The sequence below is a fragment of the Zooshikella sp. RANM57 genome, assembly GCF_050749885.1.
Lineage (GTDB): Bacteria > Pseudomonadota > Gammaproteobacteria > Pseudomonadales > Zooshikellaceae > Zooshikella.
In genome coordinates, this window is sequence record NZ_JBOIUB010000001.1 from 721,778 (window position 1) to 744,059 (window position 22,282).

Sequence of the window (22,282 nt, forward strand, 5' to 3'; positions counted from 1 at the left end):
CTAATGCATCAAGCATAGCTTGGAAAGGTCACTGTAAGATACTTTATTGTTAGTATGAAACTTTATTGTATTTCTACACCAGCGGAGGGTATATGTCTTTTTTTATATGACCGTTACGCTTTTTGCAAGGTTTCGTGGTTTATCTGGGTTTAATCCTCTTTGTGTTGCCAAGTAATAGGCCAGTAATTGGCAGGGTATGATATGAGTGATTACATTCGCGGGATTATCAGGAGAGGGAAGGTGGATCATATGATCAAAAAGCTCATTGTGTTGTTCGCTAATACCAATGATCATGCCACCACGTGCTTTTACCTCTGAGGCTATTGCTGTCATATAGGTTTCATTTCGCTTATTCATAAAACAAATGACGGGGGTTCCTTTTTCGATAAGTGCAATGACACCATGTTTTAATTCACCTGCAGCAAAGGCCTCTGCATGAACATAACTGGCTTCTTTAATATTAAGTGCACCAACTTTACTCGCACCTATAAATGGCTGGTTGCCTAATAAATAAATATGTTCACCAGTAATTGTTTTAGCGATATCAGCAATAGCTTGGAGACTATCGTCAGTAAAATAGTGACTGAGTTGATGTGAGAGTCGGTCAATATTGCATTTTGCCGATTCATATTGATTGATAATCGTTTGTGCCAGCAAGTAACCAAATGCTAATTGAGAGGTACTGCTTTTCGTCGATAATACACAAACTTCAGGACCGGCATTACTTAAAAAGGGAAAGTCGGAAAGGCGTGACATCATTGCCCCAGGCATATTAACAACACTGGCAATCAGTACATCTTTTTGTTTGGCTTGTTCAATAAAGTGGAGGGTATCAGCCGTTTCACCACTTTGGCTGATTGCAATAAGCACATCATCTGCCTGCATGGTAGGTAAATAACTTTTTGCCTCATAAGCAGGAACAGGGATGACAAAAATATTTGCTATTTCTCGTAAAATGGAGGCAATTTGTTCTCCAATAAAAAAGGCGGCACCAGCCCCTGTGATGTAAATATTTTTTGCTTGATTCATTGCATGGATAAGTTTTTCAAGTGCCAGAGGGTCAATGGCTGTCGCTCTGGTTATGGTTGACCACTGTTCTTGAATTTCCTTTAACATAAAGTGGGAAAAACCATCCCGTGAGAGTTCTAATGTATGACGTTCAAATTCTTGCCAGTTGCTGGGTATTGTCTGATTCGTTTTTAAGTCAATAATGCTTGCGTTGTTTTGTTCGCAGCGAATCATTTGCCAGTTATCAAGGAGTAGGCAAGTATTGGTATACTTTGCGAAAGAATAGTAGTCAGATGCGATAAAAAGCTCTTTATAACTATCATCGCTATTGTTGGTGTCAGAGGTTATGCCTGCAATCAGTGGTGAGCCATTGCGTATGCCAAGTAGTAAATTTAGGTTTGCACAAATCAAAACTAGCGTATTACGGCCTTTAAGTACTTTAAATACCCGTCCAAATGCTTCTTGATAGTCATCCGCCGTTAGTAGGCTTTCTTCACAGAACTCATCGATTTGTTTCATTTTGCTGAGCTCTATTTCAATGAGGCGAACAATGACTTCTGTATCCGTGTCACTGATTAAGTTGATGTTTTGAGATTTAAGTTGAGCCTTAAGTGCCTGGTAGTTTTCAACAATACCATTGTGTACTAAAGCAAATTGTTTGGATGTGGATACATGGGGATGGCAATTAATCATATTGACAGCACCATGTGTCGCCCAGCGGGTGTGGCCTAGCGCAATTGTACTTTTAAAATCGATGGGTACTGTATCTGCTGTATGCAGAGGATCTAGTGTTTTATAAACCTCAATGTTGTTTTCTATTGGAATAGCTAAGCCCCAAGAATCATAACCTCGATATTCTAAGCGTTGTAAACCTTGTACCACCGTTGATACTGCACTGTCTTTACCAATATAGCCAAATACACCACACATTGATTGTCATTCCTTTACTGACATTAGTATTGCCGAAGGATGATATATAACCGATAATTTAACGAATAGACTAATTGTCAGCAGAAAATTGACAAATATGAATATAAAACAGGTATTAGCGCAACTCGACTTTGAAGATCGTGAAGTGGATATCTACTGTGCGTTATTGACACTGGGTACAGCTTCTATTCGTGATATTGCAGAGCAATCTGGTATTAACCGAGGGACTACGCATGAAATTCTTAAAAATTTACTAAAACGTGGTGTAGTTAGCTTTTACCCAAAAGGTAAACGACGTCATTTTTGTGCAGAACCTCCAGATAAGCTTTTAGAGTTGGCGAATGACAAACAGGAAAATCTTCGAGCAGCAACACGACAGTTGGTCAATGATGTGATTCCTGACTTAAACCGCCTTCGTTCTGATACAGGCTCCCCACAAGTTAAATATTATGAAGGGGATGAAGGGATAGAGAGAGTATTAAAAGATATCTTGAATACAGCTGAAAAAAGTGAATCTGGAAGCTATGATGTTTATTCTTCAAAAGCCATCCGCAAATATCTTTATCGCCCTTTTCCAAATTACACATTACAACGTGTGAAACGCAATATTCGCGTCAGAGCTATTGCTATTGGTGAAGGTGGAGAAGATGCACCTCTTTCAGAACGAAAATGGATTGATGATGGCGATGTCGGAGGGCAAGCAAGCTATGTTGCTATTTATCCACCTAAATGTGCCATGATATCATTGCAGGAAGGCAACTATCCTACCGCTGTTGTGATTGAATCAGCAGCAATCAGCCAGGCGTTAAAATTATCATTTAATACTCTATGGATGTTGTTGTAAAAACTAACGATATTTATTCATAAAAAAAGGCAGCTTTTGCTGCCTTTTTTTACAAGCCATTTAAATGGCTTGTTTTTTATAAAAAATTACAACTGTTGCATTTTACTGAGCTGCTCTGCGAATTTTTGTAGAGCATTTTCAACTTCTTTCAGTTTATTTTGCTCTTTTTCAACAACAACTGCAGGGGCTTTGCTAATAAAGTTATCATTGGTTAATTTGTTGTTTAACCGAGTTTGCTCTTTGGTTAGCTTATCAATTTCTTTTTGTAAGCGAGCAATTTCAGCGGTTTTATCAACAAGATCAGCCATGCTAACAAGTACTTCTAAATCACCTACTAATTTTGTTGCGACCATATCAGGCGCTTTGCTGCCAGCAGGTAAGATTTGAATATCGGCCAACTTAGCTAAACGTTTGAGGAAGGTATAATTACTTGCTAAACGGTCAGCATCCAATTCAGTGGTATTATTAAGCAGCACACTAATTTCAGCGCTAGGCTTAATGTTCATTTCACTGCGAATGGTACGAATGGCAACAACGATACCTTTTACCCATTCCAACTCAGCAACAGCAGCTTCATCAATATTGTTGGGATCACAAGCGGGGTAAGGTTGCAACATGATGGTGTCGCCTTCTTTACCTGCCAGTGAGCGCACTTGTTGCCAAATTTCCTCGGTGATAAAGGGCATGAAAGGATGTGTTAAACGAAGGATTGCCTCTAGCACACGTACTAAGGTATAGCGCGTACCACGAAGCTGGTCTTCTGTCGCATTTTCATCCCACAGTACGGGCTTGGAAAGCTCTAAATACCAGTCACAATATTCATTCCAGATAAATTCATAAAGTGCTTGGCTGGCTAAATCAAAGCGGTAGGATTCAATCGCATCGCAAACGGCTTTTTCAGTGTTCTGAAGCTTAGACACAATCCAGCGGTCTGCCAGGCTGTAGTCAACTTCACCACCATTTTGACGACAGTCTTGGCCTTCTGTATTCATTAATACATAACGTGCCGCATTCCAAAGTTTGTTGCAGAAATTACGGTAGCCTTCTAATCGCTTCATATCCCAATTGATATCACGGCCTGTTGAAGCAAGAGAGAACAGTGTATAACGCAGTGCATCTGTACCGTGAGCGGCAATACCTTCGGGGAATTGTGTTTGAGTACTTTGTTTGATACGCGCCGCAAGTTGTGGCTGCATCATATTACCAGTACGTTTATTAAGCAGGTCTTTTAGGCTGATGCCGTCAATCATGTCCAAAGGATCTAATACGTTACCTTTGGTTTTCGACATTTTCTGGCCGTTTTCATCACGAATCAAGCCAGTGACATAGACGGTTTTAAAGGGAACCTGTGGGTTGCCTTGTTCGTCTTTCATAAAGTACATCGTCATCATAATCATTCTGGCAACCCAGAAGAAAATGATGTCAAAACCTGTCACTAATACGTCAGTTGGGTGGAATGTTTGAAGACGCGCTGTGTTTTCTGGCCAGCCGAGGGTACCAAAGGTCCATAGTGCGGAGGAGAACCAGGTGTCCAGTACATCATTGTCCTGGCTTAGTGCTAAGTCATCTGCCAGCTTATATTTACTGCGAATCTCTTCTTCAGAGCGACCTACATAGACATTGCCATTATTGTCGTACCAAGCAGGAATACGATGACCCCACCACAGTTGACGGGAAATACACCAATCCTGAATGTCACGCATCCAGGAGAAGTACATATTTTCATACTGTTTGGGTACGAACTGGATATCGCCATCCTCAACCGCTTTAATGGCAGGTTCAGCCAACGGTTTGATTTTCACAAACCACTGATCTGTGAGTAGTGGCTCGATAACTTCGCCAGAGCGGTCACCCCGTGGAGTTTTAAGAGAGTGGGGCTCGATTTTTTCTAAAAAGCCCAGGTTATCAAATTCTTTAACAATCTTTTTGCGGGCACTGAAGCGGTCAAGACCATGATATTGCTCTGGAATGACATTGCTGACAGATGTATTAACTGTGCCATCCAGATTAAAGACTTCCGCAAGTTCACGAATGTTAGCATTAATCGTCATGACATTAATCAGCGGTAGCTGGTGGCGCTTACCTACTTCGTAGTCATTAAAGTCATGAGCTGGGGTGATTTTTACACAACCAGTACCAAACTCACGGTCAACATAATCATCAGCAACAATAGGAATACGACGACCTACTACAGGTAGTTCAACATACTGGCCAACGAGATGCTGATAACGCTCATCTTTAGGGTTTACGGCAACTGCAGTATCACCCAGCATGGTTTCTGGACGGGTAGTCGCGACTACAATAAAGTCGCTGCCATCTAACGTTTTAGCGCCATCGACTAAAGGATAACGAAAATGCCACAGGCTGCCTTGCTCTTCAGTAGACTCAACTTCAAGATCTGAAATGGCGGTGTGTAATTTGGGGTCCCAATTAACCAGTCGTTTACCACGATAAATTAAACCGTCATCATGAAGGCGGATGAAGACTTCTTGCACTGCGTTGTAAAAGCCGTCATCCATGGTAAAACGTTCAGTTTCCCAGTCAACGGAGTTACCCAGTCGGCGCATTTGTTGGGTGATGGTATTACCCGACTGTTCTTTCCATTCCCACACTTTTTCAATAAATGCATCTCTGCCAAGGTCATGGCGGGATTTACTTTCTTCTGCCGCAAGCTTGCGTTCCACCACCATTTGCGTGGCAATACCTGCGTGGTCTGTACCTACTTGCCACAACGAATTGTAACCTTGCATGCGGCGATAGCGCGTCAGCGCATCCATAATGGACTGCTGGAAGGCATGACCCATATGCAGTGAACCTGTGACATTGGGGGGAGGGATCATAATGGTATAGGATGTACCCTCACCACTGGGTGCAAAGTAGTTTTTCTCCTCCCAGTACTGATACCAAGAGCGCTCAATCTCGTGTGGTTGGTAGGTCTTTTCCATGGTTGTGTCTAAACTCACCGTTTTTCCAGAAATGCAAACCGATGATTATACATAGGGTAATGGTTTGCTTGCCAGTTTTGTGCAGAGATGGGGATTTATTTAGTGTAGCGCGTTTAGTCATCTCCACATGACTATACCCATCTCCTTCAGCTAAAAAAGATTGTGGGTATATACACAGGAAATGAAGTGGAATAGCTTATCGGGTTAATTGTTTTTAGTAAAACTAATGTGTGTTGAGCATGATTAAGTCAATGGACTCGCGTAAATAGCATGTAAGTCATACCCCAAATACGGGGAAATAAGATAATGTTGGCCTAATTATCCATAAATCGGTTAACAATCTGCTGTATTTCAGAGCGTAAGCGTTTATGAAACTCAGCTTCTATCTGCGGGATATATTCATCAATGATTTCTTGCAAAATAAGTTCGCTCTCTAACTCTAGAGCGCGTTTCAGTTTATTTTTTTTAGCTTGATTTAATGATTCTGCTTGTGACACTTCAGTAAAAATAGCCTGTTTATGTTGTTCTGCTTCCTGGTGAAGCTGGGTAGATTTGAGGCTGCTAAGTTTATCCAAAGTCTCTACAGGAAGAAAAGGGTTTGTTGAGCCATTCAGGGTTGGTATGTCTTGTAACACAGGTATTTCTTGCTGATTTGTTTGTAAATCAGTTTCTGCAATATCTTCTAATGTGGGGATTTTGTCATCATAGCGCTGAACCGATGCGCCATCATCATCAAACACTAAGCTCTCAGATACAAAAAAGAGATCTGTTTCATCAGTGTTGTCTGTTTTGCTAGTGCTACCCAGATTGTCTATTTCACCATTCGCGCTGACTAGGTTGAAAGCAGGCGTGTTTGGTGTGTGAGCAAAAGTGGGTTGTTCATCATCCAAAAGGCTTCTTATCGACTCTAGGTCATGAATTAAGGCTTCTGTTTTTTCTCTGGATGGTTTGAGCTTAGTCATTCTCGCATCGTTTTTCGTAAGTCATGTGTGTGCAAAGGATAACCACTTTCACGATAAATCATGAAGTTCTTACGAGAGTTTTTGCGACTTTCTTCATGACCATAAACGATTTCTGAGACACGGTTAAAATGTGAAAATGCTTCAGGAATCGTGTTGGCTAAATTGATTAAAACATCATAAGGGGGATGAGCAGGGTCTTGCCAGCCAATCGCCACTTTATTATTGGGATAACTTGCTTTTTCCCTGTCAAGAACATGGTGTGGGATAAAGCTATCTGCACGAAAAGACCACAGAAGTTGATCAAAAAGCTGAGCATCGGCTTGTGTATTTAAATGTATATAAATGTGGTGCCCCATTTTGTAAGCTTTTTCAATAAGTCGGCAAGCGAATTGCCATTGGGCATCTTGCGTGGTGCCTTGGACGATATAAAAGTCAACTCGCGGCATAAAAACTATTACTACTCGTATGTGGCAAGGAAAGATCAGCAGACAGACAGAAAGAATAGATAGGCTCGAAATACTTGAAACGCTTTATTCGAGTTAGTTTCTATCATCCGCATACCCAGAAACATGAGAAACTTGCTTTGGGTACACGTGATGTATAGTTTAGTGATTCAAAGCCAAAATAGCCATTTTGCTATGTTAAAAGGTTAGTTGGCTTGGTCAATAAGATACTGGGTTAACAAAGGAACAGGTCGTCCAGAGGCATTCTTTTTCTCACCTCCCGTCCAGGCAACACCTGCGATATCTAAATGTGCCCAGGGGTAGCTTTTGGTAAAGCGAGACAAGAAACAAGCCGCTGTAATTGTGCCTGCTTTAGGTCCACCAATGTTAGCCATATCTGCAAATGGACTATCAAGCTGTTCCTGATAGTCTTCCCAGAGAGGAAGCTGCCAAGCACGATCATAGGCGCTTTGACTAGCATTGAGTAGCTGGTTGGCCAGTTCATCATTATTACTGCAAAGGGCTGAGGTATGTGCACCTAACGCCACAACACAAGCACCCGTCAGTGTGGCGATATCAATGACTGCAGCAGGCTTGTAGCGTTCAGCGTATGTTAGTGCATCACAAAGTACCAGACGGCCTTCGGCATCTGTATTCAGGATTTCAATGGTCTGGCCTGACATTGAGGTGACAATATCACCTGGCTTAGTGGCTTTCCCACTGGGAAGGTTTTCTGCGGCAACAATGATACCGATAACGTTAATAGGTGACTGTAGTTCAACAATAGTGCGTAATGTGCCCATTACACTAGCAGCACCACACATGTCGTACTTCATTTCATCCATATTAGCGGCAGGTTTTAAGCTGATCCCCCCACTGTCAAAGGTAATACCTTTACCGACCAGCACATAAGGGGCTTGGCTTTTTTTACCACCATTATATTCGACGACAATGAGGCGAGGAGGTTCTTCCGTGCCTGCCGTGACTGAGAGAAACGCGCCCATATTTAGCGCTTTTATTTCTTTTTCTGTTAATACTGTGGCTTTAACGTTATTAAAGTCTTTCTCTAAAGCTTTTGCTTCTTTTGCTAGATAACGTGGTGTACACACATTGGCTGGAAGATTGCCTAAGTCTTTGGCTTTATAAATACCGCTAATGAGGGCTTTGCCATGGTGACAAGCTTTTTTCAGATTTTGCTGTTCATCTTTTTCACTGTGGCAGAATGTAACTTTGGTCAGTGCATATTTTTTTAAGGCTTTTTTATCTGTTTTAAACTGATCAAACGAATAGTGCTGCTGGCCAATAGCCTGGATAATTTGTCGTGCTTTCCAGTAATTATCGTGATCACCAACAATCAAATCTTCTGCTAAAGTGATCACTGCATTTTTACTTGCAGTATTCAAAAGGCTGCTGATGGCGCTGTTGACGATGGATAAGAACTTTTTAGGGGTTAAGGATTCTGCTTTACCAGCACCCACCAGTAATACACGCTTTGCTTTAGCATTTGGGACATGAGGTAGTAGGAGCACTTCTCCTGATTTACCTGTTATATCTCCTTGTTTTAATACTTGGCTTAAATAACCTTCACTTGCTTGGTCCAGTGCTTCACCCGCTGTAGATAACGTTTGATTTGCGAAAACAGCAGTAATTAAGCAGTCTGTTGACTGTTCACTGGGGTGAGTGGATTTGGTAACGAAGTCCATGAATACTCCATTATTTATAAGTCAGTATGCAGGATATATCCCCGTCATGACTGGTTTAAAAGAGAGGTAACTATGTGTGCGTAGCTACAGAAATGAATTCAGTTGCTTAACTTTAACGACTAATGGCAATATCAGCACACTTGACCATTTGGTTATACTGTTTTCTAGCCTGAGCCTGGCTAGCCTCCTTTAAACCATCCTCTGTGGGGCGTGTTAAAAGTGCTTAGGTGTGATTAGCTTTGCAGATAATGAACGAAGAGTGGTGAGATTTCTTATGTTTTGTATTGAACAATGCTGCAAAAACATTCACACTTCTGGCGACCTAGTGTATCAGTTAGTTTCCTTAGTTCACAAATTTACACACCTTTAGCACAAGAGTGAATGGGTGCCGTACTATTTTGTCTGAGTAAAGAGAGCAAACTGGTTGAAAAGCGTAACTTTTTTTGCTCTTTGGAGTCTCAGGTATAGTTCTTGGTGGACTCACGCTCAGTGCTTGAGTGATGATGCACTGAGTAGCTAAATTGGTACTAATTTGTCCTTACTATTTTGGATGATTGTACAACAAATTATGCAGTGTTGGGCTTTCTGGTTTTAGAATTTTGGCTATAGAAAAGGGCGTCAGCCGTTGATTATTTTTCGGTATTTGGCAAAAGAAGTTGTTTACACAATGGCAGCCGTCAGTGGTGTGCTGCTGCTAATTATTATGAGTGGTCGCTTTATCCGTTATTTGGGTGAGGCTGCTACTGGGCAGTTACGGGCAGATTTTTTGTTTGCCATTATGGGCTACCGACTGCCAGGTTTTTTAGAACTAATTATTCCCCTAGGCTTATTTTTAGGCATATTACTCGCGTATGGTCGTCTTTATGTGGAAAGCGAGATGGCTATATTAACGGCTTGTGGCGTTAGTCAAAACCAGATTCTTAAGTTAACCCTTATTCCTGCAGCGTTTATTGCTATCCTGGTGGGGTTTATGGGGATTGTTGTTAGTCCTTGGGGGGCAAATCATGTTGAGAATATCTTTGCTCAACAGGATGCCATGACAGAATTTGAAACCTTGGTGCCTGGTCGTTTTCAGGGGCAAGAAGGTGCTGGGCGTGTGACATACACAGAAGAGTTGTTTGATGACCGCCAGCGTATGCGGAATGTGTTTATTTCGCACAGTAATCCAGATGATACTAAACGACGCCTGACAGTTTTGGTCGCTGAGGAGGGCACTCAGCAAATAGATGAGGCTACAGGCTCACGTTATTTAATGCTGCATAATGGGTATCGATATGATGGTACGCCTGGTCAGCCTGATTATAGAGTGACCAGGTATAAAGTGTACGGCATCAAAATGCCCGAAAGCAAAGTAACAAAAGAAAGTCCGAAAGAAAAAGCAATTGCAACAAGTGTCTTATGGCATTCTGATAAGCCAGAACATCAGGCCGAATTACAGTGGCGTCTTTCACTGCCTATTATTGTATTAGTCATTACCTTTCTGGCGGTTCCTCTCAGTAAAGTGAATCCTCGACAAGGACGCTTTTTAAAACTACTGCCAGCGGTGTTAATTTACTTGCTTTATCTTGGAATACTGATTGGGCTAAAAGGCGCAATTGAAGACGGCAAAGTGAGTGTTTTTCCCGTGTTGTGGCCTGCACACCTTATCTTTATTGGCGTTGCATGGCTGCTTCTAAGCAAGGATAACTTACCACGTATTTTAAAGCGAAAAACACAGCCCGTAGAGCAGGAGGGGTAAGTCAGTGCGTCGTTTAGATCGTTATATTGGTCGTCATGTGCTTGGTGCTGTGTTGGTTGTTTTATTAATCATTGTTGCACTGGATACGCTGTTTGGCTTTGTTGCACAGTTAGAAAGTATGCGGGCAAACTACCAAATGGCCGAAGTATTGGAATATACGTTGTTGACGATTCCAAAACGGATTTATCAGTTTATTCCTTTTTCCGCGATGATTGGTTGTTTGGTTGGTTTAGGTGCATTGGCTAGTAATAGTGAACTAGTCGTAATGCGGGCAGCAGGTGTGTCATTGACGCGAATATTAGTCGCAGTGTTAAAGCCTACGCTGCTAATTATCTGTGTAGGTTTAGCCATTGGGGAATATGTTGCCCCTTTGACTGAGCAGCTTGCTGATAGTGGACGAGCCGTTGCGCGTAGTGGAGATGGTGAACAAAGCTTCACTCAGCAGGGACTTTGGCATAGAGAAGGGAATGAGTTCATGCGTTTTAATGCCGTTGAACCTAATGGTAAGTTACACGGTGTTACTCGGATGAAGTTTAATAAACAGCGAGAACTGCTTGAGTCCAGTTTTGCTGAGCAAGCTATTTACCAGGGTGATCACTGGGTTTTGCAGAATTTAACCCTGAATAAGTTTGAGAATGACCAAGTTACAACCGTTACAGTCCCAAGGTTGGAGTGGAATACCTCACTTTCCAGAGAACTGCTAAATGTTGTTGTTGTTAAGCCTGATGATTTAGCTATCCAAGGACTTTATACCTATGTTGCTTATCTTAAAGCACAAGGGCTAAATGCGGGCGAATATGAACTGGCATTTTGGCGTAAAGTCATGCAACCTCTAGCGGTAATTGCTCTAGTGCTTATTGGCATCTCATTTATTTTTGGTCCTTTGCGGACAGTGACGATGGGGCTGAGAGTATTTACGGGGGTTGTTGTTGGTCTAGTGTTTAGTATTTTGCAGGACTTATTGGGGCCATCAAGTCTGGTCTTTGGTTTTCACCCGTTGCTTGCTATTTTAGCTCCGATCATAATTTGTATATTGGTTGGGGGTATTCTCTTACGTCGAGCAGGTTAAGTTTAAGCTCGTCATCAAACACATTGACCTTGCCTCAGCGTTTTGAGTTGGGGCCAAGTTATAAGTTAGAAATCTACGATACTGTATTGTGTGTTTGGGGGCAGCAAGATAAGAGATCTAGTTAGCTTATGACCTTTTTTTGGGCTTAGGAGGCAATAATACTACATTTGACATGGAGTAACGGTCATGCCACGTTTTTTTATCTTTATCGACTAGCATCCACCAAAAGCCTGCGCCCCCTAAACCAAGAGAGACCATTCCTATCATAAAACGAAGCAAGCACTGGTTTAAACGAATCATTGTGCCATCTGCGTTTTGCACTCTCACCCGCCAAACTTGCATACCTAATGTTTGACCACTGACAGTCCAGAATTTGGCGAAAAAACCAAATAAAACAAATAAGAGGATTGAGGCTAATAGAGGATCAAATGCATTTTGTGCAGTTCTAATCTTAACTTCTTCTGTTCCCAAAATGAGTACGAGAGCAAACAAGTATAGACCAGTTGTAAGTAAAGCTAAGGCAAGAAGTAACAAGGTATCATAAAACATGGCGGCAATTCGTCGCCATAATGGAGCGGAAGGTAGAGTGGTTGTCGTTTTTTCCATAGATATTAACTAACTTTCTAGTGGTTGTTATTAGTATTACCTGTGTATATCCATCAAAAAACTTTTAGATTATTAAGTTCCTGTCTTTTTCTGACAGATTATAAAACCTCAAATAGCTTTCATGATTGTATTTTATACAGGTAAAGACGTTTTAACCCTACTTGCAGAATCTATGTTACTTTTTCGAGTGACACTCAAGCTACAGTGTATAGTGACACTCAAGATTGATTAATCATAATGGGGAAGCAGTAACTTTCTTGCATGCTTATGTTGTTAACCCCAAGTCGACTATATTAACAAATTTTATGTGTTGTGTGTTGATTTGTGATCACATCGCAAGTGATCAATTAGTATGCCCAAAGTTTGGATGGAGTGTAATACTTGAAATAAAACAAGTTTATTATTTTAATCGTATCACTTTATTGTTGTGACGAAAGGTTATGGACACATTGATGCTGAGTTTAAGAAATAAACCCGTTAGAGTGAATGAGCTGGGAGTTTGTTTAGATGATTTATGGCTGGTATCAGGTGTTGGCACTAACCTGTCTCCGGCCCGTTGGCTGCAAGAAAAAGCGACTCAACAGACTTTATTAGAAATGAGCTTAGAGATGTCAGCAAGTGTAGATAGTCTGGTAAGCTCCTGCGAAGGCCTTTCTTATGCTAAAAATGAGCTAGCTCAAATGTATGCCAGCTGGATAGATGCAGAATACGGCATTGAAGTCATTAATCTGCTACTAGAGTTTGAGCATACAGGACATACAGCAAAAGAAGTGACTGACCCTGTAGAAGCCGCACATGCATTTATTGCTGCAGTAGAAAAAGAGCGAGTACTAATCAGTTAGGCAATTATTGGCAATTGTCTTAAAGTGTTAACTGTTCAAAATTGGTATTACTCCTAATTCCGGTTTCTTTTTAATTATTATTGCCTAATTACCTCGAAAGAACCTCAGGCTCTTTCGAGGCGTTCTAGAAAACCTTCAAGCTGAGAATAGTAGCCCATATGGTGTGGATGTAAATGTAAGCCACTTAGAATTTCAGCAACCCGCTTTTTCTCATCTTCTTCAAGCACTGCTTGAGCTTTCTCTAGTGCAGATGCTGCAATGAGAGCTACATCAAGATATTGAGAGTGAAGAAGTCGCGTAAGGATTGTGATTCGCTCATTATAAGTGGCTTGATGCATTACTTTGGCAATACGCTCTTGCCAATATTTAGGTTTATTTAAAATAGTATTAGCTAAAAAGTCTCTATCCTCGGGAGACAAGTTTTGTAGAAACCGGGCTGCGGCATACATATTTTCATCATGCCAACCGGAGTAGCTGTTACCTATAATCGCTTTAAACGTGTTGAGTAATTCTGAATGTTCCATGATTTATGCGCAATGTCGAAGTTGGATTGTGTTAAAAATAAGTGTTTTTATTTCAAATGGTCCTGATTAATGATAACGAATTGTCGCATAAATAACGTGAATAAAGTCTTGAAAAGCTATTTTATTACAAGTATAGGGTTATTTTTTGTTAATTGTAGATGTCTGTAGGTAATTAGTAGGATTAGCAAGAAAAATTTATTTGTGAAATATTTCAAATTATAAGTGATTAACTTTATTTTTTTAGCCAATTTGTAACAGATTTGATGAGAGTGTTAATAAAAGTAGGATTTTTGTTAGTTCTTTTATTTGGGTGTTGTGCTTGGTAAATACCATGACGAAAACAGACTTGATCTTCATGGTAGTTAGCTTTTGATTCCTTGTTAGGGCTTGTTTTTTTGCTTTCCATAGAAGTTATCTTTGTTGCCTATTATGTTGATGCTTGACATGTGTTATATCAAATAAACATAGAAACTGTGCTGGATGTCGACTATACATTTGGGAAAACATTATCTTGTCGAAAGAAATAATGCTTTTGGGATAAAATTTTTACCATTCAAGTGACGGAGTCTATGCTATCTGTGTGAACTGATTGTACTGTAAATGATAACTTTAAAAGTGTGTCTAATTCACAGTTTAACTAGGCGTGTCTTTTCGTTTTTTTAGCATTTTTACTCTTCTCAATATTTCGGTTATTAGTATGTTTAAAGCGGATATTGACTGCAATTAAGTTGGAGTTTAGTGGCGCTTTTTTCTTATTAATATTTTTTGCCCTCCAGAGGAAAGTTTCTTCAAAATTAGACAGGGAGCATTGTTAATTCTACTTTTAATGCAGAGTTGGAAGAGAAAAAGGCCTGCAGTCGTTCACATATAAGGGGGACACTAATCTAACTGAGGTAAAGATTTAGGTCCAGGATGACCTTTTGCAAGGAGTAGTAAACGTCTAGGTATAAGAAAAGTTAAATGGGCTGGGTGCAGGGAGACAGGTCGGTGGGGGCTTTATGAAATGGTCATCTATATCAATCGCTTATAAGATTGCTCTGTTGAGTACACTAAGTTTTATGATTGTGCTTGTGGCTACTCTTTGGTTGACTAACTTACAAGAAAAAAAGCTGGGTGAAGAGCTTGCGCAACAACAAGCGCTACAGGCTGCCGATAGTTATTTCGATAGTCTGAATATGATGATGGTTATGGGGACTATCAATAACCGTCAGCTGTTACAAGAGCGAATTCTGCAACAACCGAATATTGTGGATGCCAGACTGATTCGTTCACCAAGCTTAAATAAGCAGTTCGGAGAAGGGCAACGTTCTGAGGCAGTTAAAGATGTGCTAGATGAAAAGGGAATTGCGGGTCAGCAACAAGTGGTTATTAGTCAACACCAAGGTGAGCGAGCGATAACGGTTGTTAAGCCTGTGGTAGCACAAGCTTCATTTCGAGGTACCAATTGCTTGGGTTGTCATACTGTAGAGGAAGGAACAGTACTGGGGGCTGTTAGAGTGACATATTCTCTGGCAAGCCTGGATAGGCAGGTTCAGCAGCATGTACTGAATGCAACGGTTTGGTTGTGTGTGCTTTTTGGTGTGGGTTTACTCCTTATCGTGTTTTTAATCCACCGTAACATAATACGAGTGCTGAAATCTCAGGCTAAACAAGTGATTGTTATAGCTGAAAGAGCACTACTGAATGAGCGTGTTAAGTTGCATGGGAATGATGAAATTGGCATGCTGGGTGCTGCTATAAACCGTTTACTTGAGTCTTTTCAGGCTGGCTTGGGTAAGGTGACGACTACAACAGAACAACTGGATAGTAATGCAGATCAAGTCTCACAATTGGCGAAGCAGACTCAGGCTGCTGCTGTTGAGCAAGAGTCATTGAGTAAGCAGTTGCAGGCTGAAATTGAGGACTTATCGCATCTTTCTGAGCTGGTTAATGACAATGCTGCTGAGGCCGCTAAAGCTTCTCAGGAAAGTCAGGAGGCCTCTAAAATCGGGGTTGAAACATCAGCAACGACGATTAACTGTATTCAGCAGTTTACCCAAAAGCTTCAGCAAAATAGTGGGCTAATCTCAACGCTTGCAGAGGAAAGTCGTTCGATTAATAAGGTTTTGGACGTGATTGGGGGGATTGCAGAACAGACCAACTTATTAGCATTAAATGCAGCCATTGAAGCTGCTCGAGCTGGAGAGTCCGGTCGTGGCTTTGCTGTTGTCGCTGAGGAGGTAAGGGCTTTAGCGGCCAAAACACAGGACTCAACCAAAGAGATTGCGGCTAGCATGCAGGGTTTACAGCAGCGAATTTCATCAATTACTGCATCAATGGAAGAGTCCAGTTCGATGGTTAGTTTGACTGTGGAGCAGGTTGAAAAAACCAGTGATACACTGGAACAGATTGCAAAACAGATTTCCGTAATTTCTGCATTAAATGATCAGGTAACTGCAACAGCAGAAGCACAAAATAAAGTGGCTATCAATATGGCAGAACGTGTTAGCAGTATGCAACAGGCAAGTATAAGTACTGCTCGAGAAGCTGCACATACTTCCGATGTGTCATCAGCATTGCACGATATTGTAAAAACATTAAGGCAACTTGTTAGTAAGTTTACTTTATAATAATTTTTAGTGTCGATTATTTACAAAAATTGTGCGAAGAAAGCGGGATGTGTTTGCCTTTATAATGTTTACGCATTATGAATTTTGCGCTTAGATTAATAATCCAAAGCTTGAATGTTGTAGATGATTTAATAAGAGTATCTTGTATATGCCAGAGAAAATAGGTTAAAACACAAAAGAAGAGTGTTAAAACGAAAGCATGAAAAAGTTCATTGGTTATTATGTTGAAAGGAAAATAAGTATGAGTTGTATAAATGTAAACTAAAAAACCTGAAAGAAAAAATAAAGAAGATAGAATATAAGTATTTAATTCTTTTGTTCTAATAGGATTCGGGGTTGGAGAGAGTTGATAGTCGATTATTTTAACCTTTTCTCTCCATATTAAACCTAGTTTTCGGTCATTACCCTTTACAAAACTAAGTCTCAATACTTTCCATGGTATGACTAAATAAAGAATAGTAGCGAAACTTGCACTGATACCGCAAAAAATAATCATCCATTCGACGGTGGTCATAATCAATATCCTTATTAATACCACTTAATAGTAAAGTTAGTGCGCAAATTAAATACGTCAATAGAATAGGTGTTTTAATTCTTTTGTATAAGCGATACGTATTAATTATAGTTAGTTACTGTTTGGTTATTGCGATTGAAAGTGCAGTGATGCCAAGCAATGCTAATCCTGAGAATAACAAAAAACCACTATTACATAATGGTGACAGCGTTTGAGGATAGTTGACCAAATGTGGAAACTCAGAAATAGGGAAAAGAGTTGAAATCATGTGAAAATCTCCTGTGAGGTGTGGAGAGGAGATTAATTGATTTGTACTCAGGGGGATATTTTGTTAAGTGAGGTATCAAGGATTGATACTAATCGTTTAATTTCTTAGTTCATAGAAAGTCAAAAGCTTAACTTGTGTGAATGAAGGCAGCCAGTATTGAAAAAAGTTGTCATCTAAAACGCGATGGTATGAACTTATGCTTTTGCAAATGAGGCTTTAGAGGAAAGGAGAATCTTGGTGATGTTGTCAGTACTGTTAAGGTGAAAAGTATTAGGAAGTTTTTCTGAGAGGTAAATCAGGTAGTGTGTCAGCGGAAAATTCTGACAACGTTTAGTCTACGATTAAAATCGCACTAGTTAAGTAAATTTAGGTATTTGAAACAACTGCAGGTCTGAAAATCAGACATTTGGCGATGGTGCCCGGGGTCGGACTCGAACCGACACACCCGCAAAGGCGGGGGATTTTGAATCCCCTGCGTCTACCAATTTCGCCACCCGGGCTAAACGTGCGGCGCAGTATAGCAAACCTATTGCGAAGGTCAATGCTTTTAAACTAAGGCAAGACAGGAAAAGTGAATTAAATCAGTTGCCTGTTTAGAATTTAAACAGTGCTGTACGTCGAGTGTCTTGATAAAGTTAATGTCTCAAAAAACTATTTCCGTTAAAATGGCCGTTTTTTGCGGTTTAATTGAATAGTATGCGCGTTAAAGATTTCAGTTTTGAATTACCTGCAGAACAGATTGCCCGTTACCCGACTGACCAGCGTTCTGCAAGCCGCCTCATGGTGCTTGATGGTAACTCTGGTTCGCTAGAGCATAAGTCATTCATTGACATTGTTGACTATATGCAGCCTGGAGACTTACTTGTACTGAATGATACAAAAGTCATCCCTGCAAGGCTTTATGGTACCAAAGCCTCGGGGGGGAAGGTTGAGGTATTAGTTGAGCGTATTCTGGACGACCAGCATTCAGTGTTAGCCCATGTGCGTGCAAGTAAGGCACCGAAACCAGGAACACGACTCTGTTTTGATGAAGGTATACAAGCCGAAATGGAGCGTAGGGAAGGCGATCTTTTTTTACTCCGTTTTTTAGGAGATCTGTCAGTATTAGCTCTGTTGGATAAGATTGGGCATATTCCACTACCACCTTATATTGATCGTGATGATGCTCAAATTGATCGAGAGCGTTATCAAACAGTATATAGTCGAGCTGCTGGAGCAGTGGCAGCCCCAACGGCTGGTTTGCACTTCGAGCAGACACTATTCGACAAATTAGCGGCCAAGGGGGTTGAAAAAGCCTTCGTTACCCTTCATGTAGGAGCAGGGACATTTCAACCTGTTAGAGTTGAAACCATTGCTGAGCATAAAATGCACAGTGAGTACCTTGAGGTTAGCCAAACTGTTTGTGACCAAATAGCTACAACGAAAGCCCGTGGTGGTCGAGTGATAGCGGTGGGTACTACAACAGTAAGGTCGTTAGAAACTGCAGCGCGTTCAGGTCATATTCAACCCTATCAAGGGGAAACTGATATCTTTATTTTTCCTGGCTATCAGTTTCAGTGTGTTGACCTAATGATTACCAACTTTCATCTGCCAGAATCAACACTGCTGATGTTAGTATCCGCATTTGCAGGCTATGAGCATATCATGCAAGCCTATCAAATAGCGGTAGCAGAGCATTATCGTTTTTTTAGCTACGGTGATGCTATGCTGTTAATCCGCAGAAATGCGTAAACTGTTGACTTTATTGGTTACAAATTAGCAATTATATGAGTAGATCTGAATGCTTTATGCGCTTTGAGATGCTGACAACAGATGGTCAGGCTCGACGTGCTCGTTTGGTTTTTCCAAGAGGTGTGGTAGAAACGCCAGCTTTTATGCCAGTCGGAACATATGGCACTGTAAAAGGTATGCTACCGAAGGATATTGAGTCTATAGGTGCTCAAATTATTCTGGGCAATACGTTTCACTTGATGCTTAGGCCTGGTACAGAAATTATTAGTAAGCATGGCGATTTACATGACTTTAATGGCTGGAATAAACCTATTTTAACCGACTCTGGAGGTTTTCAGGTATTTAGCCTGGGGGAAATGCGTAAGATCACGGAGGAAGGAGTCTCATTTCGCTCACCTGTCGATGGTGCTAAGGTGTTTTTGAGTCCAGAACGTTCCATGGAAGTTCAGCGTGCTTTAGGCTCTGACATTGTTATGATCTTTGATGAGTGCACGCCTTACCCCGCGACAGAAGCTGAAGCCAAAAAGTCCATGGAAATGTCCCTCCGCTGGGCTAAGCGAAGCCGAGAAGCCCATGGTGATAGTCCAAGTGCGCTGTTTGGTATCATTCAGGGTGGGATGTATCAAAACCTACGTGAGCAGTCATTGGCAGGATTAACATCAATTGACTTTGATGGTTATGCGATTGGTGGATTATCCGTTGGTGAACCTAAAAACGAGATGTTTCGTGTATTAGAAGGTATAACACCATTGATGCCTGAGGACAAACCACGTTACCTGATGGGAGTGGGTACACCAGAAGATTTGGTTGAGGGTGTTCGTCGAGGTGTTGATATGTTTGACTGTGTCATGCCTACTCGAAATGCGAGAAATGGACACTTATTTACAGCGGCAGGTGTTGTAAAAATTAGAAATGCAGTACATAAACATGATACGGGTCCTTTAGATGAAACCTGTGATTGCTATACCTGTCAGAACTTCAGTCGAGCGTATCTACACCACTTAGATAAGTGCGGTGAAATTCTTAGTTCGCAATTGAATACGATCCATAATTTACGTTACTACCAGCGAGTAATGGCCGGTTTGCGTGAAGCTATAGAAGCCGGTAAATTGAACGATTTTGTGACAGCATTTTATCATGCACGTGGCATGGATGTTCCTCCACTCGAAACTGAGTAATTGCTCAGTTTTGGTATGATTTAGCTGATTTTTTAGGTTTTGACATAGTGAATGTTGAGGAGTTTATTGCATGAGTTTGTTTATTGAACAAGCATTTGCAGATGCTGCAGCGGGTCAGCCTGCTGGTGGTAGTTGGATGACAACGTTGATGATGGTTGGTTTTTTCGCCATCTTTTATTTTCTTTTAATCAGACCACAACAGAAAAAAGCGAAAGAACATAAGCAAATGTTGTCTCAACTTCAGAAAGGAGATGAGGTGGTAACAAATGGTGGCATAATTGGCAAAATCACCAAAGTGTCTGATGAATTTATCACACTACAAGTTAATGATAATACCCAGCTTAATTTCCAAAAGGCTGCAATTGTGGCTAGCTTGCCTAAAGGTACTATCAAAGCCATTTAATCATCACTCGTCAGGGCTTGTATAATAACTGATTAGTGTTGTGTGCCCTGACATGTTTGCTAACCAAAAGGAACAGGGCACAGCCATGCTCAATAAGTACCCACTGTGGAAGTACTTGCTTATTGTGTTTGTTATTGTGGTAGGCGGTATTTATGCATTACCAAATTTATATCCCGCTGATCCAGCCATACAAATTCGTAGCAATAGCCGCTCAGTAACTGTAAATGAACAGTTAGTTGAGCGTACCAAGAAAATTCTTGAAGAAGCAAAAATCCCCTTCAAAGCAGTTGAACTAGGAGACAACAATTTACTTATTCGTCTGACTGAAATGGATAATCAGGCGATGGCCAAATCCTATCTCCATGACCAATTAGGTTTGGACTATATTGTTGCTTTAAACTTAGCCCCCACAACCCCTGAATGGCTTTCATCTCTTGGTGCAGAGCCCATGAAGCTGGGGTTGGATTTAAGTGGTGGTGTTCACTTCTTACTTGAAGTAGATATGAATAAAGCGGTGGAGTCTCGCTTAAAAGTACTGGATAGTGAAATACGCACCATGTTGCGTAAAGAAGGTATTCGCTATCGCAATGCGCCTATCTTGAATGACAAAACACATCAATTAGCATTTCGTTCAGCCGCTGACCGTGATAAAGCTGAGCGAATGGTCAAAGCAGAACATAATGAGCTGACCACTCGTGTAATTGATGACGGTGATAAGTATCTACTGGCTTACAATTTTGCTGAAGCTCGGTTAATGGAGATCGAAGACTACGCAATAAAGCAAAACCTGACATCTCTTCGTAATAGGGTCAATGAGCTAGGGGTATCTGAACCATTAGTTCAGCGACAAGGTAGAAATAGAATTGTTGTTGAGTTACCAGGTGTTCAAGATACGGCTCAAGCAAAAAATATTATTGGAAAAACGGCAAATCTTGAATTTCGTATGGAAGCGAAAGCTGACTCAACGGCGACTGAGCAGTTTCGATTTAGAGATGATAAAAATCCACCTGCTAATGTAGAGCGCGAAGTTATTTTAACCGGTGATCTGGTTTCTGATGCATCTGCCAGTTTTGATGAAAATGGCCGGCCACAAGTCAATATTACCTTAAATGGTAATGGTGGTGATCTGATGAACCGGGCAACGCGCTATAATATTGGGCGCCGAATGGCGGTTGTCTTTATTGAGCAGAAGCCACTTCCACCCAAGGAAGTGACAAAAGTTGTAAATGGCAAGGAAGTGACTGAGATTAAGCAGTCTTTCCGGGAAGAAAAACACATTATAAGTTTGGCAACAGTGCAAAGTGCGCTTAATACGCAGTTCCGAATTACGGGCTTAGATAGTGTTGCCGAGTCTTCTGAGTTAGCGCTGCTACTTCGGGCGGGTGCACTAGCCGCCCCCATGTACTTTGTTGAAGAACGTACAATTGGCCCAAGCTTGGGAAAAGCTAATATTGAAATGGGCTTCCAGTCTGTTGCGGTTGGATTTGCACTAGTACTAGTCTTTATGCTGGTGTACTACAAAGTGTTTGGTGTATTTGCCAATATTGCTCTGACGTTTAACCTTGTACTGCTTGTCGCAGTATTATCGATGTTTTCAGCCACACTTACACTACCTGGTATAGCTGGAATTGTGTTGACGGTGGGGATGGCTGTAGATGCTAATGTGCTTATTTTCTCAAGGATTAAGGAGGAGATGCTACAAGGGCTTTCACCTCAGCAAGCGATCCATGAAGGCTATAACCGGGCATTTGTGGCAATCCTCGATGCAAATATCACCACATTTATTGTAGCCATTATTTTACTCTCTGTTGGTACGGGGCCTGTACAGGGCTTTGCAGTGACGTTGGCGATAGGGATTGTGACCTCGCTATTTACGGCAGTTTTCTTTTCGCGTGCGATGGTTAATTTGTTCCTTGGTGGTAAGCCGTTGCAAAAACTATGGATTTAATCAGCCAGCATGAGGAT

General features: G+C 41.1%; 19 protein-coding genes and 1 tRNA gene. 9 read left to right on the forward strand and 11 right to left on the reverse strand.

Annotated elements, in window-relative coordinates; genetic code table 11:
- Nucleotides 1-102 precede the first annotated feature (102 nt).
- Nucleotides 103-1,938: a glutamine--fructose-6-phosphate transaminase (isomerizing) gene (gene glmS / locus ACQ96U_RS02735; RefSeq protein WP_431719696.1), complete on the reverse strand. Its 1,836-nt coding sequence runs from the start codon at nt 1,936-1,938 to the stop codon at nt 103-105.
- A gap of 97 nt (nt 1,939-2,035) precedes the next feature.
- On the opposite strand from glmS, the gene ACQ96U_RS02740 reads away from it, so the two are divergent.
- Complete coding sequence (locus ACQ96U_RS02740; RefSeq protein WP_431719697.1) at nt 2,036-2,782, forward strand: TrmB family transcriptional regulator; 747 nt, start codon at nt 2,036-2,038, stop codon at nt 2,780-2,782.
- Between the two features lie 86 nt (nt 2,783-2,868).
- On the opposite strand, the gene ACQ96U_RS02745 is transcribed toward ACQ96U_RS02740, so the two are convergent.
- From ACQ96U_RS02745 to ACQ96U_RS02760, 4 genes are all read right to left on the reverse strand, one after another.
- A complete protein-coding gene (locus ACQ96U_RS02745; RefSeq protein ID WP_431720127.1) occupies nt 2,869-5,727 on the reverse strand; it encodes a valine--tRNA ligase in 2,859 nt (952 codons plus the stop codon).
- Between the two features lie 314 nt (nt 5,728-6,041).
- Nucleotides 6,042-6,689, reverse strand: a complete 648-nt coding sequence (locus ACQ96U_RS02750; protein ID WP_431719698.1) for a hypothetical protein — start codon at nt 6,687-6,689, stop codon at nt 6,042-6,044.
- Nucleotides 6,686-7,135: a DNA polymerase III subunit chi gene (locus tag ACQ96U_RS02755; RefSeq protein ID WP_431719699.1), complete on the reverse strand. Its 450-nt coding sequence runs from the start codon at nt 7,133-7,135 to the stop codon at nt 6,686-6,688. Before ACQ96U_RS02755 ends, ACQ96U_RS02750 begins: the two co-directional genes overlap by 4 nt.
- 203 nt (nt 7,136-7,338) lie before the next feature.
- Nucleotides 7,339-8,835, reverse strand: a complete 1,497-nt coding sequence (locus ACQ96U_RS02760; RefSeq protein WP_431719700.1) for a leucyl aminopeptidase — start codon at nt 8,833-8,835, stop codon at nt 7,339-7,341.
- A gap of 625 nt (nt 8,836-9,460) precedes the next feature.
- On the opposite strand from ACQ96U_RS02760, the gene lptF reads away from it, so the two are divergent.
- Together lptF and lptG are read left to right on the forward strand one after the other, a co-directional pair.
- Nucleotides 9,461-10,573 (forward strand): LPS export ABC transporter permease LptF, encoded by a 1,113-nt coding sequence (gene lptF, locus ACQ96U_RS02765; RefSeq protein WP_431719701.1) that lies wholly within the window; start codon nt 9,461-9,463, stop codon nt 10,571-10,573.
- Nucleotides 10,574-10,577: 4 nt separating this feature from the next.
- Nucleotides 10,578-11,642 (forward strand): LPS export ABC transporter permease LptG, encoded by a 1,065-nt coding sequence (gene lptG / locus ACQ96U_RS02770; RefSeq protein ID WP_431719702.1) that lies wholly within the window; start codon nt 10,578-10,580, stop codon nt 11,640-11,642.
- Nucleotides 11,643-11,768: 126 nt separating this feature from the next.
- On the opposite strand, the gene ACQ96U_RS02775 is transcribed toward lptG, so the two are convergent.
- Nucleotides 11,769-12,248 (reverse strand): RDD family protein, encoded by a 480-nt coding sequence (locus tag ACQ96U_RS02775; protein ID WP_431719703.1) that lies wholly within the window; start codon nt 12,246-12,248, stop codon nt 11,769-11,771.
- A 452-nt stretch (nt 12,249-12,700) separates the two neighbouring features.
- Between ACQ96U_RS02775 and ACQ96U_RS02780 the strand changes: the two genes are divergently transcribed.
- Nucleotides 12,701-13,090 carry a hypothetical protein gene (locus tag ACQ96U_RS02780; RefSeq protein WP_431719704.1) on the forward strand — a complete coding sequence of 130 codons (390 nt, stop codon included), beginning with the start codon at nt 12,701-12,703 and terminating at the stop codon, nt 13,088-13,090.
- Between the two features lie 104 nt (nt 13,091-13,194).
- Here ACQ96U_RS02780 and ACQ96U_RS02785 read toward each other — a convergent pair whose 3' ends face one another.
- The gene (locus ACQ96U_RS02785; protein ID WP_431719705.1) at nt 13,195-13,614 is read right to left on the reverse strand and encodes a hypothetical protein; all 420 of its coding nucleotides are present in this window, start codon (nt 13,612-13,614) and stop codon (nt 13,195-13,197) included.
- Between the two features lie 232 nt (nt 13,615-13,846).
- Nucleotides 13,847-14,020: a hypothetical protein gene (locus ACQ96U_RS02790; protein WP_431719706.1), complete on the reverse strand. Its 174-nt coding sequence runs from the start codon at nt 14,018-14,020 to the stop codon at nt 13,847-13,849.
- A 592-nt stretch (nt 14,021-14,612) separates the two neighbouring features.
- Here ACQ96U_RS02790 and ACQ96U_RS02795 point away from each other — a divergent pair.
- A complete protein-coding gene (locus ACQ96U_RS02795; RefSeq protein ID WP_431719707.1) occupies nt 14,613-16,223 on the forward strand; it encodes a methyl-accepting chemotaxis protein in 1,611 nt (536 codons plus the stop codon).
- A 16-nt stretch (nt 16,224-16,239) separates the two neighbouring features.
- Here the strand turns inward: ACQ96U_RS02795 and ACQ96U_RS02800 are convergent, their stop codons facing one another.
- The 3 genes from ACQ96U_RS02800 to ACQ96U_RS02810 form a co-directional block, all read right to left on the reverse strand.
- Entirely contained in the window at nt 16,240-16,737 is a 498-nt protein-coding gene (locus ACQ96U_RS02800; RefSeq protein WP_431719708.1) for a hypothetical protein, read from the reverse strand.
- Nucleotides 16,738-16,852: 115 nt separating this feature from the next.
- The gene (locus tag ACQ96U_RS02805; protein ID WP_431719709.1) at nt 16,853-17,005 is read right to left on the reverse strand and encodes a hypothetical protein; all 153 of its coding nucleotides are present in this window, start codon (nt 17,003-17,005) and stop codon (nt 16,853-16,855) included.
- A gap of 413 nt (nt 17,006-17,418) precedes the next feature.
- A tRNA-Leu gene (locus tag ACQ96U_RS02810) sits at nt 17,419-17,505 on the reverse strand.
- 196 nt (nt 17,506-17,701) lie between these two features.
- Between ACQ96U_RS02810 and queA the strand changes: the two genes are divergently transcribed.
- From queA to secD, 4 genes are all read left to right on the forward strand, one after another.
- Nucleotides 17,702-18,736: a tRNA preQ1(34) S-adenosylmethionine ribosyltransferase-isomerase QueA gene (queA, locus tag ACQ96U_RS02815; protein WP_431719710.1), complete on the forward strand. Its 1,035-nt coding sequence runs from the start codon at nt 17,702-17,704 to the stop codon at nt 18,734-18,736.
- 56 nt (nt 18,737-18,792) lie between these two features.
- Nucleotides 18,793-19,914, forward strand: a complete 1,122-nt coding sequence (gene tgt, locus ACQ96U_RS02820; protein WP_431720128.1) for a tRNA guanosine(34) transglycosylase Tgt — start codon at nt 18,793-18,795, stop codon at nt 19,912-19,914.
- A 70-nt stretch (nt 19,915-19,984) separates the two neighbouring features.
- Complete coding sequence (gene yajC, locus ACQ96U_RS02825) at nt 19,985-20,317, forward strand: preprotein translocase subunit YajC (protein ID WP_431719711.1); 333 nt, start codon at nt 19,985-19,987, stop codon at nt 20,315-20,317.
- Nucleotides 20,318-20,402: 85 nt separating this feature from the next.
- Nucleotides 20,403-22,265 (forward strand): protein translocase subunit SecD, encoded by a 1,863-nt coding sequence (secD, locus tag ACQ96U_RS02830; protein WP_431719712.1) that lies wholly within the window; start codon nt 20,403-20,405, stop codon nt 22,263-22,265.
- Nucleotides 22,266-22,282 lie beyond the last annotated feature (17 nt).

Bases quoted from the DNA above. Each gene is read 5' to 3' on its own strand.
- glmS (WP_431719696.1), bottom strand. From the start codon at position 1,938: ATGTGTGGTGTATTTGGCTATATTGGTAAAGACAGTGCAGTATCAACG.
- ACQ96U_RS02740 (WP_431719697.1), top strand. From the start codon at position 2,036: ATGAATATAAAACAGGTATTAGCGCAACTCGACTTTGAAGATCGTGAA.
- ACQ96U_RS02745 (WP_431720127.1), bottom strand. From the start codon at position 5,727: ATGGAAAAGACCTACCAACCACACGAGATTGAGCGCTCTTGGTATCAG.
- ACQ96U_RS02750 (WP_431719698.1), bottom strand. From the start codon at position 6,689: ATGACTAAGCTCAAACCATCCAGAGAAAAAACAGAAGCCTTAATTCAT.
- ACQ96U_RS02755 (WP_431719699.1), bottom strand. From the start codon at position 7,135: ATGCCGCGAGTTGACTTTTATATCGTCCAAGGCACCACGCAAGATGCC.
- ACQ96U_RS02760 (WP_431719700.1), bottom strand. From the start codon at position 8,835: ATGGACTTCGTTACCAAATCCACTCACCCCAGTGAACAGTCAACAGAC.
- ACQ96U_RS02775 (WP_431719703.1), bottom strand. From the start codon at position 12,248: ATGGAAAAAACGACAACCACTCTACCTTCCGCTCCATTATGGCGACGA.
- ACQ96U_RS02780 (WP_431719704.1), top strand. From the start codon at position 12,701: ATGCTGAGTTTAAGAAATAAACCCGTTAGAGTGAATGAGCTGGGAGTT.
- ACQ96U_RS02785 (WP_431719705.1), bottom strand. From the start codon at position 13,614: ATGGAACATTCAGAATTACTCAACACGTTTAAAGCGATTATAGGTAAC.
- ACQ96U_RS02790 (WP_431719706.1), bottom strand. From the start codon at position 14,020: ATGGAAAGCAAAAAAACAAGCCCTAACAAGGAATCAAAAGCTAACTAC.
- ACQ96U_RS02795 (WP_431719707.1), top strand. From the start codon at position 14,613: ATGAAATGGTCATCTATATCAATCGCTTATAAGATTGCTCTGTTGAGT.
- ACQ96U_RS02800 (WP_431719708.1), bottom strand. From the start codon at position 16,737: ATGACCACCGTCGAATGGATGATTATTTTTTGCGGTATCAGTGCAAGT.
- ACQ96U_RS02805 (WP_431719709.1), bottom strand. From the start codon at position 17,005: ATGATTTCAACTCTTTTCCCTATTTCTGAGTTTCCACATTTGGTCAAC.
- queA (WP_431719710.1), top strand. From the start codon at position 17,702: ATGCGCGTTAAAGATTTCAGTTTTGAATTACCTGCAGAACAGATTGCC.
- tgt (WP_431720128.1), top strand. From the start codon at position 18,793: ATGCGCTTTGAGATGCTGACAACAGATGGTCAGGCTCGACGTGCTCGT.
- yajC (WP_431719711.1), top strand. From the start codon at position 19,985: ATGAGTTTGTTTATTGAACAAGCATTTGCAGATGCTGCAGCGGGTCAG.
- secD (WP_431719712.1), top strand. From the start codon at position 20,403: ATGCTCAATAAGTACCCACTGTGGAAGTACTTGCTTATTGTGTTTGTT.